Origin of the sequence: Herbiconiux dendrobii (assembly GCF_052048175.1) — a bacterium.
In the GTDB taxonomy this organism is placed as follows: domain Bacteria; phylum Actinomycetota; class Actinomycetes; order Actinomycetales; family Microbacteriaceae; genus Herbiconiux.
The window spans coordinates 838,625-854,469 of the sequence record NZ_JBLZQV010000002.1 but is presented as its reverse complement, the minus strand read 5'-3'; the positions used below and the strand labels follow the sequence as shown (position 1 = coordinate 854,469).

The following is a 15,845-nucleotide window of genomic DNA, read 5'->3' as shown; positions in this document are numbered from 1 at the left end:
GATCAAACTCTCCGTAAATGTATAAACGCACGCCAGCAAGCTGACGGCACATTAGATGCGGAACCAGACCGGAATAGGTCACAGCCTCGCGAGTTTGAAACTGACAGAACAAATCATTACTGACTTGCTTTGTTGTTTAAATGTATTCCAAAGGAATCCTGTAACCGGTCAAGACCGGTCGACAGGGTATTTGGCATTTGACATTGTGCACGCTGTTGAGTTCTCAAGGATCGGACGCACCGGCCCCACCCAGCAAAACCAGGCGGCCCTCCGGGCAACTTCTCAACCTTACCACTCGCGTTCCGCTTGTCAAATCGACACGCTGACCGCTTCGGAGTAGAAGGGTTTTCAACCATACGCTTCTCGTTGGCCGCACTCAAGTGTGCTTCTCAAAGAGAGGATGGAAGACGTCCCGCTTGAGGCCGGTAAGCTCTTCCGCTTTCCGCACCTGTGGGGTGACGAGGGATTACATTACGGCGATGTTTCGCACTCGCGCAAATCGCGCGTGCAACCCGGGCGTGTCGCCCCGGATCACGCCGAGGTGGTGAGACCCGCGAGGGTCTTCTTGCCGCGGCGCAGCACGGCGAAACCGCCGGCCAGCAGGGAGTCGCCGACCACGGCATCCGGGTTCTCGATCTTGGCGTTGTTCAGGTAGACGCCGCCCTGCGAGAGCGCGCGGCGCGCCTCGCTGGAACTGGTGACCAGCTTCGTGCCCACCAGGGCGTCGACGATCGAGGTCTCCGGGGTCACCTCCAAGCGCGGGAGTTCGGAGATCGCGGCGCCGAGAGTGGCGGCATCCAGAGCCGAGAGATCACCCTGCCCGAAGAGGGCGCCGGCCGCCGCTATCGCGGACTCGGTGGCCGGCACGCCGTGCACCAGCGCCGTGACCTCGAAGGCGAGCGTGCGCTGCGCCTCCCGCCGGAAGGGCTCGTCGGCCACCGCCTGCTCGAGTCGCTCGATCTCGGTGCGGTCGAGGAACGTGAAGATCTTCAGGCGCTGGACGACATCGGCGTCGTCGGTGTTGAGCCAGAACTGGTAGAAGGCGTAGGGACTCGTGAGGTTCGGGTCGAGCCAGACGGCGTTGCCCTCGCTCTTGCCGAACTTGGTGCCGTCGGAGTTCGTGATGAGGGGGGTGCCGATGGCGTGCACGCTCTTGCCCTCGGCGCGATGGATGAGATCGGTGCCGCTGGTGAGGTTGCCCCACTGGTCGCTGCCACCCGTCTGCAGCACGCATCCGTACGACCGGTACAGCTCGAGGAAGTCCATGCCCTGCAGGATCTGGTAGCTGAACTCGGTGTAGCTGATGCCGGCGTCCGAGTTCAGGCGGGCCGAGACGGCATCCTTCTTGAGCATCGTGCCGACCCGGAAGTACTTGCCGACCTCCCTCAGGAAGTCGATGGCCGAGAGCGGGGCCGTCCAGTCGAGGTTGTTCACCATCCGGGCGGCGTTGTCGCCCTCGAAACTCAGGAAGCGCTCGATCTGACCGCGGAGGTAACCCACCCACTCGGCCACCGTCTCGCGCGTGTTCAGGGTGCGTTCGGCCGTGGGCCGGGGATCGCCGATCAGGCCCGTCGATCCGCCCACCAGGCCGAGAGGCTTGTGGCCGGCGAGCTGGAGCCTGCGCATCACGAGGATCTGCACGAGGTTGCCCAGGTGCAGGCTCGGCGCCGTGGGATCGAAGCCGCAGTAGAAGGTGATCGGCTCACCGGAGAGCAGGGTCTTGAGCTCGGCCGCATCCGTCGAGACGTGCACCAGGCCGCGATAGGTCAGCTCGTCCCAGACGTCGTCGAACGAGGGATCGTTCTGCAAAGGACGAGGCGCGGCTGAAGTCTCTGACACGGTTCTCGAGCCTACCAGCGGGGCGCGGACGGGCATCGGGTGCGGGCCGACGTTCGCGCAGCCGAGGGATTTCCAGCAATCACCTATGAACCACCCCTAGCCTGGGAGGCACGAACGCGGCGGTCTGCCCGGGCCGCGACGCGCGATGCAACCCGAAAGTCTTCGCTGTGACCTCTGCTCCACCCCTCACCCGCCGGGAGATCCGACTGCGGGAAGCCGCCGCCCTGCGTGAGCGACGCCGTGTGCGCAAGCCCGGCGCCCCGCGACTGCGCACGGCCGCGGCCCTGTCGTTCGCGGCCCTGCTGGCCGCCGCGACCTCGCTCTCCGCCGTCGAGGCCGGCGACTCCTTCGCCTCGGGCAGCGCGACCGCGGCTCCCGTGCCCGAACCGCAGCGACTGCTCACGGCCGCGGTTCCCGGTTCGGTGGTGCTGCGCGACGAGTATCTGGCGACTACCCCCGAGGTTCTGGCGGCCGCCCGTTCGGCCGAGAAGGCCGCCGCCGCCACCGCGCAGGCCCTCGCCTCGGGCATCCGCACCGCCTCCACCTACTCCAACAACCTCGACAGCGCGGTGCAGTGGCCGTTCCCGGTGGGTGTTCCGATCAGCGACGGATTCGGGCCCCGCTCGTCTCCGGGCGGCATCGGCAGCACCAACCACAAGGGCGTGGACTTCACACCGGGGCAGGGCACGGCCATCGGTGCGATCGCCGACGGCGTGGTGAGCCTCGTGCAGCGCAGCGACAACGGCGGGCTCGGCGTCTACGTGGTGATCGACCACGTGATCGACGGGCAGCCGGTGAGCAGCTGGTACGGGCACATGCTGACCGGGTCTCCGCTCGTGAGCGAGGGTCAGGCCGTGCTGGTGGGGCAGCAGATCGGCTCGGTGGGCAACACGGGAACATCGACGGGGGCGCATCTGCATCTGGAGATCCACGAGGACGGGTCGGCCGTCGATCCGTTCGCCTGGCTGACGGCGCACAACTGAGGCGCTAGGTTTCTGCTACCGGATCGGGGCCGCTCGGGTTCGGGTGACGTCTGAGGAGGAACCCATGCGCAAGCTCACCGCCGGACTGTTCATGTCGCTGGACGGCGTGGTGGAGTCGCCGAACCTCTGGCAGTTCGACAGCTTCGACGACGAACTCGGCGCACTGATGGGCGCGATGATCGGGTCGGTCGACACCGCGATCCTGGGACGCGTCGGCTATGAGCAGTGGGCGGAGTACTGGCCGGCCGCGGGTGAGGACGATCCGTTCGGGGCGTTCGTGAATCCGCTCGAGAAGCACGTCGCCTCGCGAAGCCTGACGGGGGACTTGGCCTGGCAGAACTCGCACCTGATCGAGGGCGATCTGTTCGCGTTCGTGCGGGAGCTCAAGCAGACCGAGGGCGGCGAGATCTCGCTGCTGTCGAGCATCTCGCTGGTGCGCCAGCTGCTGTTCTCGGGCGACCTCGACGAGCTGACCGTGATGATCCACCCCGTCGTCGCCGGGGCGGGGCGGCGGCTGTTCGAGCCGGACGACCCGACCACGCGGCTCGAGCTCGTGCGGTCGACCGTCACGAGCAAGGGAAACGCCGTGCTGACCTACTCGCTGCGCGGCGAGTGACCGGGAGTCTCCAGCTCAGAGAGCGAGTACCAGGCGAAGGCCGCGGTCGACCTCCTCGAGGAGGTAGGGCGGCAGCTCACCGGCCTCCTCGATCAGATCACCGCGATCGATCGTCGACACCTGCGAGACGTTCACGACCGAATCGCGCCCGAGCCCTGACGACCCCGCCGGCACGAAGACGTTCCCCGGATGCTCTGCGAGCGCGGTGTTGGACGTCAGGGAGGCGATCACACAGGTCGCCAGCCTGCTGCGATTGACTGAGTCGGCCTGGACCACGAGAACCGGCCGCCTCTTCGCGGGCGCGCTGCCACGAGGCTCACCGAGGTCGACCCACCACACCGTTCCGCGCCGCATCACCACTCGTCGTCGGCGACGAGACGGGCGGCCGATCTCTGCGATCGTTCGGCGAACTCCAGCGCCTCGCGCTGGTCGGTTCCGGTTCGACCCACAGCCTCGTCGAAGCGGGCGGTGAGATCGTCGGCGTCGAGGTCACGAAGGTAGCGCTCGGCAGCGATCGAGTAGAACTCCGAACGGTTCACCCCCAGCACCGCAGCCTTCTCGTCGACTCGCGCGAAGAGGGTGTCGGGGACAGAGATCGCGGTCTTCATGGGCCGAGTATAACGCGGTATAACGTGAGGCATGCGGCAGCTTCTTTCCGATGAGGTGCTGCCGCGGCAGCTGATGTAGTCGAATGATACTCATCATTACCGATGGGCGCCAGCAGGCCGGAGTGTCACGTAGCCTGGGGGCGTGGAGATCAGTCAGCTGCGGCACTTTCTGGCGGTCGGCGACGAAGGGGACTTCTCGCGGGCCGCGAATGCCGAGCACGTGTCGCGGGCCACTATCGAGGCATCCGTCGCTGCCATCGAGGCCGAGCGCGGCGAGAAGTTGATCGTGGCCGACGAGAGCGGCGTGAGCCTGACCGAGGCGGGGATCGACTTCCGGCGGGCCGCGCGCGCTCGCGTGGCGAAAGCGCCGCCACCCGCCGCGAAGGCCGGCGGCAAGGCCAAGGCGTCCAAGGGCAAGGGGCGCGCGCCCGTGGTGAAGGGCGAGCCGAAGCCGTTCAAGAAGCGCCAGGGGCGGTAGCGGCGCGGGCAGTGCGGGCTGGGGCAGTGTGCGGCCTGGGGCAGTGTGCGGCCCGGGGCAGTGTGCGGCCCGGGGCAGTGTGCGGCCCGGGGCAGTGTGCGGCCCGGGGCAGTGTGCGGCCCGGGGCAGTGTGCGGCCCGGGGCAGTGTGCGGCCCGGGGCAGTGTGCGGCCCGGGGCAGTGTGCGGCCCGGGGCAGTGTGCGGCCCGGGGCAGTGTGCGGCCCGGGGCAGTGTGCGGCCCGGGGCAGTGTGCGGCCCGGGGCAGTGTGCGGCCCGGGGCAGTGTGCGGCCCGGGGCAGTGTGCGGCCCGGGGCAGTGTGCGGCCCGGGGCAGTGTGCGGCCCGGGGCAGTGTGCGGCCCGGGGCAGTGTGCGGCCCGGGGCAGTGTGCGGCCCGGGGCAGTGTGCGGCCCGGGGCAGTGTGCGGCCCGGGGCAGTGTGCGGCCCGGGGCAGTGTGCGGCCCGGGGCAGTGTGCGGCCCGGGGCAGTGTGCGGCCCGGGGCAGTGTGCGGCCCGGGGCAGTGTGCGGCCCGGGGCAGTGTGCGGCCCGGGGCAGTGTGCGGCCCGGGGCAGTGTGCGGCCCGGGGCAGTGTGCGGCCCGGGGCAGTGTGCGGCCCGGGGCAGTGTGCGGCCCGGGGCAGTGTGCGGCCCGGGGCAGTGTGCGGCCCGGGGCAGTGTGCGGCCCGGGGCAGTGTGCGGCCCGGGGCAGTGTGCGGCCCGGGGCAGTGTGCGGCCCGGGGCAGTGTGCGGCCCGGGGCAGTGTGCGGCCCGGGGCAGTGTGCGGCCCGGGGCAGTGTGCGGCCCGGGGCAGTGTGCGGCCCGGGGCAGTGTGCGGCCCGGGGCAGTGTGCGGCCCGGGGCAGTGTGCGGCCCGGGGCAGTGTGCGGGCTGACGCGGTGCGGCCCGGGGCAGTGTGCGGGCTGACGCGGTGCGGGCGGGCGCGGGTGGCGCACGCAGCATCCGGGGCCGGCCGATGGCGGATGCGCGGGCGAGGCTGGATGCGCGGTCAGGGTGGGCATCGGGCCGCTGGGTAGGCTCGGCGGGTGAAAAGCACACGCACGACCCGGATCCGGCCCGCTGCGATGGGGCTGGTCGCGCTGGCCGCGGTGGTGGTGATCGCCGTGATTGCCGGATGGGTGGCGGGTGCCGGCGGGGCCGGGAGCGCGCCGACTCCGGCTGAGACGACGGCCTCGGCGGAAGCGACCGCGACGGCGACGGCTGCGGTTCCCGAGATCGCGGGTGGGACGGCCGCCTCGCTGGAGTTCCCGGCCGTGGGGGCGGGGGCGGTCGGGATCGCGCACGACGACGGGACCGTCGAGGTGCTCGGGCAGGGCGGCGAGACCGGGACCGTGCCCATCGCGAGCATCACGAAAGTGATCACCTCGCTCGTGGTGCTCGACGCGCATCCGCTCGCCGACGCCGGCGACCAGGGGCCGACGATCACCCTCGGGCAGGCCGACCTCGACATCACCGCCGAGGTGGAGGCCGAAGACCAGTTCACCGAACCGATGTACGCCGGGCAGCAGGTGACCCTGCGCGATGCGCTCGCGATCACGCTGCTGACCAGCGCCAACAACTACGCCGAGTCGGTGGCGCTGTGGGCCTTCGGATCGCAGGAGGCGTACCTCGCGGCCGCCCGCGCCTGGCTGAGCGAGCACGGGCTCGGCGCCACGACGCTCGCCGACGCGAGCGGGCTGGATCCGGGCAGCGCGAGCTCCAGCGCCGACCTGCTGCGGGTCGCCGCGCTCGCGCACGCCGATCCGGCACTGCTGAGCATCGCGGGGACGGCGAGCCTGGAACAGGTCGACCTGGGGACGATCGCCAACCAGAACATCCTGCTCGGCGAGAACGGCGTGGACGGGCTGAAGACGGGATCGACGAGCTACGCCGGGTTCACGCTGCTGACCTCGGCGGTGGTGACGATCGGGGCGACGCCGGTGACGCTCGTGTCGGTGGTGCTCGGCACGGAGTCGCTGGACGCACGGTTCGGGGACACGCGCGCGCTGCTCGCGAGCGCGCAGGCGGGACTGCGGGAGGTGACACTGGCCCGCGCCGGGCAGACGTTCGGGAGCTTCTCCGGGGGAGCAGGCGGGGCGGACGGCGCCGCTGGCGGCGGCGTCGTCGCTTCGGCTGCGGCTGCGGTCGCCTCGGAGGACCTGAGCGCGGTGGTGTTCGGCGACACTCCGGTGGGGGCGGCCGCGGAGTTCGCGACGGTTCCGGCGGGGGCGCCGGCAGGGACCTCGGCGGGGGTGGTGCGCTTCACTGTGGGCGACGCTCGGTACGAGGCACCGCTGGTGCTGGAGTCCGCGGTTCCGGCATCCTGAGCCCGGCTTGGACGATCGCCCCGGTGCCGGTGCTGAGGTTTGGATCCGTCGCAAGGGCGGGGGTTCCTGGATCGGGGGGTGGATTCAGGAGCCGGAGGTGCAGCGGGAGGCGCTTCGGATCGTCGCGGTGAGCGCGGGGGTGGCTGCCGGTGAGGCGGCGTCGGTGGTGGGGGCGATCGTGAGCTCCACCGGGATGAGGTTCTTGCCGAGGAGATCGGTGCGCAGGCTGCCCTCGGTGCCGTAGGCCTCGGTGCGGACGGACCATTCGCGCTGCGTGTAGGCATCCGCGACCGCCTGCGTGAGGTCGGCGGGGCTCGCGGTGGGCGGAAGCGGGATGACGCGGGTGACGGTAACCTGCTCGCCCGGGCCGTCGTCGGGGCAGGGATCGAGGGTGGTGGAGTCGACGGGTGCGCCGAGCGCGGCCTCGTCGGCGGCATCCGCGGGTCGCAGGATGGCCGTGATGGCGTCGACCTCGGTCATCACCTCGGCCGTGACGCCCTCGAGCGTGGTGGGGGCGGTCGAGCGGGACACCGAAAGACCGACGACGACGGCCACCACCAGCACGACCGCGATGCCGAGGCTGACGAAGGTGGCGGGCCTGAGCAGTCCGCCCCACTTCTCGCCTTTGGGCGGCAGGGGCGGCGGTTTGCGCGGCGGGAAGAACCGCCAGGTCGTCGTCACAGGGGATCACCTCTCCCCTTCACCCTCTCACAGGGCGGTCGTCAGGGCGGTGGTCAGCCCTCTCACAGGGCGGTCAGGCGAAGGTGCGACGCATGAGCACGCGCGGGAAGCCGTTCAGCGCCGAGTCGGTGCCCGCGGCCTTGGTGAAGCCGGCGCGCTCGAACAGGGCACGGGTGCCGACGTAGGCCATGGTGAGGTCGACCTTCTCGCCCTTGTTGTCGACCGGATAGCCCTCGACCGCCGGGGCGCCGTTCTGCCTCGCGAACGCCACCGCTCCCTCGAGCAGCTCGTGGGCGATGCCCCGGCCGCGATGACCGGGGCGCACCCGCAGGCACCAGATCGACCAGACGTCGAGATCGTCGAGGTGCGGGATGCGCCGGTTGCGCGCGAAACTGGTGTCGGCCCGCGGATGCACCGCTGCCCAGCCGACCACGTCGCCCTCGGCGTCGTAGGCGAGCACTCCGGGTGGCGGATCGAGCGCGACCAGCTCTTTCACGCGATCGCCGCGGGCGGGACCGCTGAGCGAGGTGTTCTCCTTCGACCCGAGACGGTAGCTGAGGCACCAGCAGACGTTCGCATCGGGGCGCTTGGGACCCACCATCGTCGTCACGTCGGCGAACGACGTCGCGGGGCGCACCGTGATCGGCATGGCGCACAGTCTGGCACCGGCCTCCGACAGCGGCAATGTGCGGCCGTATCATCGGCCCATGGCACTCATCCACCAGGCGACCATCGTTCCCAGCAAGCTCGAACTGGCCGCCGCGTGGGCGCCGCACCGGCCCTGGTTCGCGGGGCGGGTGTCGCCGCCGCTGGCGGTCGGCTCGGCCTTCCGCTTCGACGACCCGGCGGGCGAGGTGGGCATCGAGACACTGCTGCTGCAGGATGCCGACGGCTCGACCGTGCAGGTGCCGCTGAGTTACCGGGGCGCGGAGCTGGCAGGCGCCGAGGGCTCGCTGGTCGGCACGATGGAGCACTCGGTGCTCGGGTCGCGCTGGGTGTACGACGCCGCGGGCGATCCGGTGGCCGTGGCTGCGCTGGTGTCCGCCATCCTGGAGCGGGGGCGCGAGGCCGAGCTCGAGGTGGAGACCGCCGAGGGGCGCGTGCGGCGCGAGGCGGACGCGAGCGTGCTGGGCAGTGGCGTGGACGCGGGTGGTGCGGGCGGTTCTGGGCGCTCGGCGCCTCTGCGGGCTCCGTCGCCCGCCGAGTTGGGACTGCCGGTGGTGCACGACGTCGAGGGCGCGACCGTGGTGGAGGCCGGGCCGGTGCGACTCGTTCTTCCGCGCATCCCGGGCGCCACGGCCGACGAGCTGCGGGCACTGCTGTCGACTCCGCCGGGCGGGACGGACGCCGGCGAGGTGGACATCGAGTCGGCCGGAGTGGTCACCGGGGTACTCACGGGCACCTGGACGGGGCAACCGGAGCCGCGCATCCTGGCCCTGCTGGAGCTGCGCCGGTAGCCGCGCGCCGGCATCGGCCGGCGGCGAGGCAGAGCCCGCGGGAGGGCGATCAGCGCCGCGAGAGGAGGGACGTCACCTTCAGGCGCTCGCTCTGGATCCAGACGTCGGAGTACTCGATCGGGCGGCCGTCGACGAGATAGGTCACCTGCTGCAGGTACTGCACCGGCGCACCCTCGGCGATGTTCAGCGCATCCGCCACCTCGGCCGAGGCCGCTTCGGCGCTGAAGGTGCGGCGGGCCGTGCCGATCTTCAGGGCGTAGTGCCCCTCCAGGATGCCGAACAGGCTCGCGCTGGAGAAGTCGAAGTCGTCGATGCCCGGCACCAGATCGCTGCGCACGAAGTTGCCGAGCAGGGTGACGGGCGCGCCGCCGGTGGAGCGGAGTCGGTCGAGCTGGAAGACACTGCCGGAGTGCGGCAGATCCAGCAGCGCGGCGACCGGCTGCGGCGGGGCGACGATGCCGTGGCCGAGCACCGTCGTGTCGAAGAGGATGCCCTGGTCGGAGAAGTCCTCGGAGAGGGTGCTGAGACGCTGGGCGATCGAGGGCTCGAAGGTCATCGAGGTGACGAAGGTGCCGCGGCCGCGCACCTGCCGCAGCAGCCCCTCCTCGATCAGCGTCGCGAGCGCGCGCCGGACCGTGCCACGGCTGACGCCCAGCTCGGCGGCCAGTTCGGGCTCGCTCTTCAGGCGGTAGTGGGCCGGCCAGTCGCCCCGGGCGATGCGGTTGCGGATGCGCTCGGAGATCTGCGCGTGGATCGCCACCGGCACCTGCCGGTTGATCCCGGCCTCGCCATCGCCCGGCTGTGTGGCGCTCATACGTGTCTCCCCTGCCCCTCGTGCGGTTCTATAGGGTTCCGGTCCCGAACGCAAACGCGCCCGGGCCGGAACCCATCATGCCTGGCGGATGTGGATCAGTAGCTGACGGTGGAGTCGTTGCCGCTGTCGGTGATCAGCGAGATGCCGGCGCTGGTGCCGAGCAGCACGGCACCGGCCTGCAGGAGGGAGACGGCCTGCGGGTAGGTCTTGATCGACCCCGAGGCCTTGACGAGCACGCCCGGGCGGGCCCGCTCGACGAGGAACCGCACGCTCTCGGGGTTGGCCGTCTCGACCTGGCCGCTGGAGGCGTTCTTGAGGTAGGCGGCGCCGGCGTCCATGGCCAGCTCGACCGCGGCATCCTTCTCGGCGTCGGTGAGCAGCGGCAGCTCGAGCATCACCTTGACGGGAATGCCGGAGGCACGCACGACGCCCGCGATGTCTTCGCGGAACTCGTCGAACATGCCGCTCTTCAGCCAGCCGACCTGCACGCCGATGTCGAGCTGGGTGGCTCCCAGACGCGCGATCTCGGCGGCCTCGGCGGCCTTGCCGGCACTGGTCATGACGCCCACGGTGGGGAAGTCGAGCGCGGAGGCGATGCCGATGCCGGTGCCGGCGAGCTCGGAGGCGACCAGGGGCACCCAGGAGGCCGGGACCATGGCCGCGTTGAAGCCGTACTCCACCGTCTCGCGGGCGTGGGCGATCATCTCGTCGCGGGTCGACCCGAGTTCGATCTTGGTGTGCTGGATGTAGGGCGCGAGCTGCGCCGGGCTGAGTTCCAGCAGGGTGGTCGTGTCGGTCACGATTCGGTCTTCTCTTTCTTTTGGGGACAGGTCTTGGGGGATGGAACGTGCGGGGTCAGAGCTTGGAGGCGTAGTAGTCGGGTGCGATCACGCCGTCGCCGCCGAACCACTTGGGCACGTCGACGCCGCAGAACAGGCCGATGTTGCCCCAGGGCTCGAAGGCCCCGGTGCGCACGACGACCTTCGCCTGACGGGCCAGCTCGCCGAGCACCTCGGCGTGCGTGCGGGTGGTGAACTCGGCATCGGCGAAACGCTCCTGCAGCCATTCGTCGAGCCGCGGGTTGTTGCTCGGCACGTCGTCGGCACGCACGACGCCCTCCACCACGAGCTCGTCGGCGATCAGGCCGATCACGGTGCGGAGATCCGGCAGGTTCTCGGCGATGGCCAGGTCGACGCGGTTCGCCTCGCGCGGGATCGGGAAGCCGGCATCCACCACCAGGACGAGGTCGGTGTGGCCGAGCGTGGCGAGGGCCCCGCTGAGCTGGGCGTTGAGGATTCCGTGTCGCTTCATGCGTGTGTTCCTTCGGTCTGGTGGGTGACCGCGCCGGTGGCGGCGGTCATGATCGACTCCTCGGTGGCGTGGGCCGTGTCGACGACGTCGACCACCCGGCCCTCGGCGAGCACGAGGATGCGATCGGTGATGGTGAGCAGCTCCGGCAGATCCGACGAGGAGCACAGGATGGCGACCCCGCGCTCGGCGAGGGCGAACAGCTGCTCGTAGATCTCGGCCTTGGCGCCCACGTCGACTCCGCGCGTGGGCTCGTCGAGGATGAGCACGGCCGGATCGATCGCGATCCAGCGCGCGAGCATCGCCTTCTGCTGATTGCCGCCCGAGAGGTTCGTGATGGGCTGGTCCATCGTGGCGGTCTTCACCCGGAAGCCCTGCGCGAGGCCCGCGGCCTTCTTCTCGAAGGCGCCGCGGCGCACCAGGCCGGCCCGGGTGAGCGCCTTGACCGTGAGCACGCCCACGTTCTCGGCGACGCTCATCGTGGTGAGCAGACCCTGCGCCCGCCGCTCCCCCGGCACGAAGCCGAGGCGGCGGTCGACGCTCGCGATCGGGCTCCGGTTCTCGTACGGCGCACCGAGCAGTTCGACCGTGCCGGCCGTGCCCTTGTCGCCGCCGAAGAGGTTGTGCAGCAGTTCGACCCGACCGCTGTCGGGCAGGCCCGCGACGCCCAAAATCTCGCCGGGGCGCACCTCGAGATCGACGCCGTGGTGACGCCGCCCGCTCAGACCATGCACCCGCAGCGCCGGCGCGGCATCCGGAGCAGCGGGCTCCGCCGCCGCGGACGCCACCAGCTCGGCGCGGCTGGTGAACTGGCTGAGCTCGCGCCCCACCATGGCCGCCACGGCCTGCTCGGGCGTGACCTCGCTGCGGCGCCAGGAGGCGACGTGCCTGCCGTCGCGCAGCACCTCGATGCGGTCGGCCAGCTGGAAGACCTCGGGCATGCGGTGCGAGACGTACACCATAGTGGTGCCGGCCTTCTTGAGGGTGGCCATCAGCGCGAAGAGGCGGTCGCTCTCGGCCGGGGTGAGCATGGCGGTGGGCTCGTCGAGGATGAGCACCCGGCACTGCCGGGCGATGGAACGGGCCACCACGACCAGCTGCTGGGTGGCCAGGTCGAGGGTGCGGACCGTGGCATCCGGATCGACCCGCAGATCGAGCTCGGCGAGGAGTTCCAGTGCCCGCGCCGCCATCGTGCGACGCGACGGGAACCAGCGGTTGCCCGGCTCGATGCCCGACAGGATGTTCTCGGCGACGCTGCGGTCGGGCAGCAGCGAGAGCTCCTGCGGCACGATCGCGATGCCGTACTCGGTGAGCATGGTGTTCGGGTCGTAGGACGAGACCTCGTGCCCGAAGGCGGTGACGCTCCCTCCGCTGGGCGGCTGGAGACCCGCGAGGATCTTCAGGAGCGTCGACTTGCCCGCGCCGTTCTCGCCGAGCAGGGCCGTGACCTCGCCCGTGGTCACGTCGAAGCTCACGTCTTCGAGCGCGCGCACGGGGCCGAAGTTGCGGCTCAGATGCTCGATGCGGATCGCCGGAGCGAGCTCGCGGGCGGTGTCGGGGCGCTCGGCCACCGGAGGGAGCGCCGTCATCAGCCCTCCACCGTCGCTTCGCTCAGGTTGGACGAGTCGATGATCTGCGCGCCGGTGTCGACGCCCTCGATCGGCGTGCCGTCTTTGAGGAAGTCGTAGAGCACCTTCACCGCCTGGTAGCCCTGCTCTTCGGGGTTCTGGCTGATGGTGAACGAGACCACGCCGTTCTTCACGAAGTCGGCGGTCTGCGGCAGTAGGTCGAAGCCGACCATGGTGATCTTGCCGGCGTTGCCGGACTGCTCGACCCACTTGGCCGCCGCGGTGGTGCTGCAGCAGTCCAGACCCGCGATGGCGACCACGTCACCGGCGCCGGCCATCGTGGACTCGACCGTGTTGTAGGCCGCGTTCGGCTCGTTGCCGACGTTGACGGGGCCCTGGACGGTGAGACCCGATCCGTCGATCCCGGCCTCGAAGCCGCTGAAGCGGTCGTTCGACCAGCCGGCCCCGGTGTCGAGCGAGAACACGACCACCTTGCCGGTGGCGCCGTCGCCCAGCAGCTTCACGAGTTCCTCGGCCTCGGACTGACCGGAGGCCTTGAGGTCTTGACCCACGAAGCCCATCTGCTTCGAGTCGGGGTTGTCGGTGTTGAACGAGATGATCGGGATGCCCGCGTCGTAGGCCTGAGCGATGACCGGCTTCAGGGCGTCGCTGGAGGCGGAGGAGACGGCGAGGGCATCGACCGACTGCTGCTGGATGAGCGTCTGCAGCTCGGAGACCTGCTTGGCCGCGTCGCCACCGGTCGGGCCGATCAGCTGCACGTCGGCGCCGAACTCGTCGCCGGCGCGCTCCATGCCGGTGGAAATCGGGGTCGCGAAGGCGAGCGAGGGGTCGTGGTAGCTGAGCTTGATGCGCAGCGGATCGCCCGAGTCGATCCGGTCTTGGATGTAGCCGGCCAGCTGGAAGCCGCCATCGGCTCCCGCGGCGGGCTCGCTGCCGGTGGTGATGGCGCCGCAGCCGCTGACGGCGAGGGCCGTCGAGGCCACGATCGCGCCGACCGCGAGCAGGCGGCGGGTGGTGGATCTGAGGGACATGGATACTCCTTTGTTGATGTCCTGTGATGAGGAGGTGCGGATGGGAGGGAAGAGTCAGGCCCGGGTCTTGCGCTTGCGCTGCCAGGTGTCGGCGGCCACCGCGGCGACGATCACGAGTCCCGTGACGACGGTCTGCCAGAACGAGGAGATGCCGTTGATGTTGAGGATGTTCTGCAGCAGCCCGATGAAGACGACGCCGATGATGGTGCCCCACATGGTGCCGGAGCCGCCGAACAGCGCGGCACCGCCGATGATGACCGCCGAGATGACGGTGAGTTCGAGGCCCGTGCCGGTGACGCCCTGCACGTAGGAGAGGAAGGAGAGGCCGAGCACGCCCGCGATGCCCGCCGTGACGCCCGAGAGCACGAAGGCCGAGAGCTTCACGCGCTTAACGTGGATGCCCACGAGGCGGGCCGACTCCTGGTTGCCGCCCACCGCGTAGGTGTTGAAGCCGAGCCGGGAGCGGGAGAGCAGCACGATGCCGATCGCGGCGATCGCGATGAAGATGATCAGCTGCATCGGCACCACGCCGAACAGGCGGCCCTGACCGAGCAGGGTGAACTCGGCGACACCGGGCTGGTCGCTGGAGAGCGAGATGGGGGCGCCGTCGGAGATCAGCAGGGCGATGCCGCGGAACACGCTCAGGCTGCCGAGCGTGACGATGAACGAGGGGACGCCGAGCAGCACCACGGCCAGACCGTTGAGCAGACCGGCGAGGGCGCCGACCACGACGCCGATCAGGATGGCGAGCGGCCAGGGGGTGCCGGCACTGATCGCCATACCCGTCGTGATGGCCGAGAGTGCGTAGATCGAGCCGACGGAGAGGTCGATCTCGCCGTTGATGATGACGAAGGTGGCACCGATGGCCATGATGCCGATCTGCGCGACCTGCTGGCCGACCGAGAGCAGGTTGCCCGGCTGCACGAAGCTCGGCGAGAGGATGACGCCCAGCACGAACAGCAGCACGAGGGCCGCGAAGACACCGGCCTCGCGGGCGCGGAGGAGCTTGCGCGGATCGAAGGAGGACGAACGCGTCATCGCGGTGGTCGCTGTCATCGGAGGGTTCCAATCGGGGTGGTCAGGGCTGCGGGGCGGGTGTTCGAGGCTGCGGGGCGGGTGGCCGGGGCGGTCAGGTCGGCCCGGGTGGGCAGGGCGGGGATGACGCCGGCGATGCCGACGGTGTGGGCTCCGGCCGCGGCGGCGAAGCGGGCGGCCTCGCCGAGCGAGCGCCCCTCGGTGAGCGCCACCGCGAGGGCGGCGGTGTAGGAGTCGCCGGCCCCGGTGGTGTCGACGACGTTCCGCACCCGGAGAGCGGGGATCTCGTCGATCTCGCCATCCGGCCCGCAGAGCAGCGAACCGCGGCCGCCGCGGGTGAGAACGGCGCTGCCGCCGGTGCGCTGCTGCAGCAGGCGCACGAGCTGCTCGTCGCTGTGGCCGTGAGCCTCGGGCAGGCCGAGCAGCACGGGAGCCTCGGTCTCGTTCGGGGTGATGATGTCGATGCTGTGCCACACCTCGTCGCTCAGGCGGCGAGCGGGCGCCGGGTTCAGCAGCGTGGTGGTGCCGAGTTCGCGACCGAGCCTCAGGGCCTCGGCGACAGCATCCGCGGGGATCTCCATCGAGACCACGAGGATGTCGGCCGAGGCGATCTGACCGGCGAACCCGCGCACGGCTTCGGCGCCGAGTTCGTCGAGCGCGCCCGAGGCGATGGCGATGCGGTTCTCACCGGAGGGTTCGACCAGGATGAAGCCGACCATCGTGGGACGGGTGCCGACGACGACCTGCGAGGCGTCGACGCCCTCCGCCGCCCAGAGCTCGTGGGCGGCACGGCCGAAGGCGTCGTCGCCGACCGCGGTGAGCAGGGAGACCTCGGCGCCGAGGCGGGCGGCGCCGATGGCCTGGTTCGAGCCCTTGCCGCCGGGACCCTCGTCGTACTGGCCGCCGGAGACGGTCTCGCCCGCACCGGGAGCCTGCGGGATGCGCATCGTGAGGCCGGCACCGTAGCTGCCGACAACTGCGATCTTCATTGAATCGCGCCACTTCCTTGTGTATGAACAACTGTGAACATGAAGACTGTATGTCCATAGATGTTCAGTGTCAAGAGTCGTGCGCTTTGTGCGCGC

General features: G+C 70.5%; 17 protein-coding genes. 5 read left to right on the top strand and 12 right to left on the bottom strand.

Annotated features, from left to right (window positions below; genetic code table 11):
* Positions 1 to 531: 531 nt before the first annotated feature.
* Positions 532 to 1,875: a tyrosine--tRNA ligase gene (gene tyrS, locus ACN4JJ_RS08935; RefSeq protein ID WP_440709557.1), complete on the bottom strand. Its 1,344-nt coding sequence runs from the start codon at positions 1,873 to 1,875 to the stop codon at positions 532 to 534.
* 131 nt (positions 1,876 to 2,006) lie between these two features.
* On the opposite strand from tyrS, the gene ACN4JJ_RS08930 reads away from it, so the two are divergent.
* Entirely contained in the window at positions 2,007 to 2,822 is an 816-nt protein-coding gene (locus tag ACN4JJ_RS08930) for a M23 family metallopeptidase (RefSeq protein ID WP_440709556.1), read from the top strand.
* A gap of 64 nt (positions 2,823 to 2,886) precedes the next feature.
* Positions 2,887 to 3,438, top strand: a complete 552-nt coding sequence (locus ACN4JJ_RS08925) for a dihydrofolate reductase family protein (protein ID WP_440709555.1) — start codon at positions 2,887 to 2,889, stop codon at positions 3,436 to 3,438.
* A gap of 15 nt (positions 3,439 to 3,453) precedes the next feature.
* Here the strand turns inward: ACN4JJ_RS08925 and ACN4JJ_RS08920 are convergent, their stop codons facing one another.
* Positions 3,454 to 3,792: a type II toxin-antitoxin system PemK/MazF family toxin gene (locus ACN4JJ_RS08920; RefSeq protein WP_440709554.1), complete on the bottom strand. Its 339-nt coding sequence runs from the start codon at positions 3,790 to 3,792 to the stop codon at positions 3,454 to 3,456.
* Positions 3,792 to 4,046, bottom strand: coding sequence for a CopG family ribbon-helix-helix protein (locus ACN4JJ_RS08915; RefSeq protein WP_440709553.1), 255 nt, complete (start codon positions 4,044 to 4,046; stop codon positions 3,792 to 3,794). Before ACN4JJ_RS08915 ends, ACN4JJ_RS08920 begins: the two co-directional genes overlap by 1 nt.
* Positions 4,047 to 4,188: 142 nt before the next feature.
* Here ACN4JJ_RS08915 and ACN4JJ_RS08910 point away from each other — a divergent pair, with 142 nt between their 5' ends.
* Both ACN4JJ_RS08910 and ACN4JJ_RS08905 read left to right on the top strand, forming a co-directional pair.
* The gene (locus ACN4JJ_RS08910) at positions 4,189 to 4,524 is read left to right on the top strand and encodes a helix-turn-helix domain-containing protein (RefSeq protein ID WP_440709552.1); all 336 of its coding nucleotides are present in this window, start codon (positions 4,189 to 4,191) and stop codon (positions 4,522 to 4,524) included.
* Between the two features lie 1,040 nt (positions 4,525 to 5,564).
* Positions 5,565 to 6,845: a D-alanyl-D-alanine carboxypeptidase family protein gene (locus ACN4JJ_RS08905; protein ID WP_440709551.1), complete on the top strand. Its 1,281-nt coding sequence runs from the start codon at positions 5,565 to 5,567 to the stop codon at positions 6,843 to 6,845.
* Positions 6,846 to 6,929: 84 nt separating this feature from the next.
* Here ACN4JJ_RS08905 and ACN4JJ_RS08900 read toward each other — a convergent pair whose 3' ends face one another.
* Both ACN4JJ_RS08900 and ACN4JJ_RS08895 read right to left on the bottom strand, forming a co-directional pair.
* On the bottom strand, positions 6,930 to 7,526 hold the full coding sequence (locus ACN4JJ_RS08900) for a hypothetical protein (protein ID WP_440709550.1): 597 nt from the start codon (positions 7,524 to 7,526) through the stop codon (positions 6,930 to 6,932).
* Positions 7,527 to 7,599: 73 nt separating this feature from the next.
* On the bottom strand, positions 7,600 to 8,175 hold the full coding sequence (locus ACN4JJ_RS08895; RefSeq protein ID WP_440709549.1) for a GNAT family N-acetyltransferase: 576 nt from the start codon (positions 8,173 to 8,175) through the stop codon (positions 7,600 to 7,602).
* 58 nt (positions 8,176 to 8,233) lie between these two features.
* Here ACN4JJ_RS08895 and ACN4JJ_RS08890 point away from each other — a divergent pair, with 58 nt between their 5' ends.
* On the top strand, positions 8,234 to 8,983 hold the full coding sequence (locus ACN4JJ_RS08890; protein ID WP_440709548.1) for a CG0192-related protein: 750 nt from the start codon (positions 8,234 to 8,236) through the stop codon (positions 8,981 to 8,983).
* A gap of 49 nt (positions 8,984 to 9,032) precedes the next feature.
* Here ACN4JJ_RS08890 and ACN4JJ_RS08885 read toward each other — a convergent pair whose 3' ends face one another.
* The 7 genes from ACN4JJ_RS08885 to ACN4JJ_RS08855 all read right to left on the bottom strand — a co-directional run bounded on the left by ACN4JJ_RS08885 (position 9,033) and on the right by ACN4JJ_RS08855 (position 15,749).
* The gene (locus ACN4JJ_RS08885) at positions 9,033 to 9,797 is read right to left on the bottom strand and encodes a GntR family transcriptional regulator (protein ID WP_440709547.1); all 765 of its coding nucleotides are present in this window, start codon (positions 9,795 to 9,797) and stop codon (positions 9,033 to 9,035) included.
* A 95-nt stretch (positions 9,798 to 9,892) separates the two neighbouring features.
* Positions 9,893 to 10,597, bottom strand: coding sequence for a deoxyribose-phosphate aldolase (deoC, locus tag ACN4JJ_RS08880; RefSeq protein WP_440709546.1), 705 nt, complete (start codon positions 10,595 to 10,597; stop codon positions 9,893 to 9,895).
* A 55-nt stretch (positions 10,598 to 10,652) separates the two neighbouring features.
* A complete protein-coding gene (gene rbsD / locus ACN4JJ_RS08875; RefSeq protein ID WP_440709545.1) occupies positions 10,653 to 11,108 on the bottom strand; it encodes a D-ribose pyranase in 456 nt (151 codons plus the stop codon).
* Positions 11,105 to 12,694 carry a sugar ABC transporter ATP-binding protein gene (locus ACN4JJ_RS08870; RefSeq protein ID WP_440709544.1) on the bottom strand — a complete coding sequence of 530 codons (1,590 nt, stop codon included), beginning with the start codon at positions 12,692 to 12,694 and terminating at the stop codon, positions 11,105 to 11,107. Before ACN4JJ_RS08870 ends, rbsD begins: the two co-directional genes overlap by 4 nt.
* Positions 12,694 to 13,725, bottom strand: coding sequence for a sugar ABC transporter substrate-binding protein (locus ACN4JJ_RS08865; RefSeq protein WP_440709543.1), 1,032 nt, complete (start codon positions 13,723 to 13,725; stop codon positions 12,694 to 12,696). The genes ACN4JJ_RS08870 and ACN4JJ_RS08865 overlap by 1 nt, the downstream gene beginning before the upstream one ends.
* A gap of 54 nt (positions 13,726 to 13,779) precedes the next feature.
* Positions 13,780 to 14,781 carry an ABC transporter permease gene (locus ACN4JJ_RS08860; RefSeq protein WP_440709542.1) on the bottom strand — a complete coding sequence of 334 codons (1,002 nt, stop codon included), beginning with the start codon at positions 14,779 to 14,781 and terminating at the stop codon, positions 13,780 to 13,782.
* Positions 14,778 to 15,749 (bottom strand): ribokinase, encoded by a 972-nt coding sequence (locus tag ACN4JJ_RS08855; protein ID WP_440709541.1) that lies wholly within the window; start codon positions 15,747 to 15,749, stop codon positions 14,778 to 14,780. Before ACN4JJ_RS08855 ends, ACN4JJ_RS08860 begins: the two co-directional genes overlap by 4 nt.
* Between the last annotated feature and the right edge of the window lie 96 nt (positions 15,750 to 15,845).

Coding starts and splice junctions, on each gene's coding strand:
- tyrS (WP_440709557.1), bottom strand. CDS start 1,875: ATGCCCGTCCGCGCCCCGCTGGTAGGCTCGAGAACCGTGTCAGAGACT.
- ACN4JJ_RS08925 (WP_440709555.1), top strand. CDS start 2,887: ATGCGCAAGCTCACCGCCGGACTGTTCATGTCGCTGGACGGCGTGGTG.
- ACN4JJ_RS08920 (WP_440709554.1), bottom strand. CDS start 3,792: ATGCGGCGCGGAACGGTGTGGTGGGTCGACCTCGGTGAGCCTCGTGGC.
- ACN4JJ_RS08915 (WP_440709553.1), bottom strand. CDS start 4,046: ATGAAGACCGCGATCTCTGTCCCCGACACCCTCTTCGCGCGAGTCGAC.
- ACN4JJ_RS08895 (WP_440709549.1), bottom strand. CDS start 8,175: ATGCCGATCACGGTGCGCCCCGCGACGTCGTTCGCCGACGTGACGACG.
- ACN4JJ_RS08890 (WP_440709548.1), top strand. CDS start 8,234: ATGGCACTCATCCACCAGGCGACCATCGTTCCCAGCAAGCTCGAACTG.
- ACN4JJ_RS08885 (WP_440709547.1), bottom strand. CDS start 9,797: ATGAGCGCCACACAGCCGGGCGATGGCGAGGCCGGGATCAACCGGCAG.
- rbsD (WP_440709545.1), bottom strand. CDS start 11,108: ATGAAGCGACACGGAATCCTCAACGCCCAGCTCAGCGGGGCCCTCGCC.
- ACN4JJ_RS08870 (WP_440709544.1), bottom strand. CDS start 12,694: ATGACGGCGCTCCCTCCGGTGGCCGAGCGCCCCGACACCGCCCGCGAG.
- ACN4JJ_RS08865 (WP_440709543.1), bottom strand. CDS start 13,725: ATGTCCCTCAGATCCACCACCCGCCGCCTGCTCGCGGTCGGCGCGATC.
- ACN4JJ_RS08860 (WP_440709542.1), bottom strand. CDS start 14,781: ATGACAGCGACCACCGCGATGACGCGTTCGTCCTCCTTCGATCCGCGC.
- ACN4JJ_RS08855 (WP_440709541.1), bottom strand. CDS start 15,749: ATGAAGATCGCAGTTGTCGGCAGCTACGGTGCCGGCCTCACGATGCGC.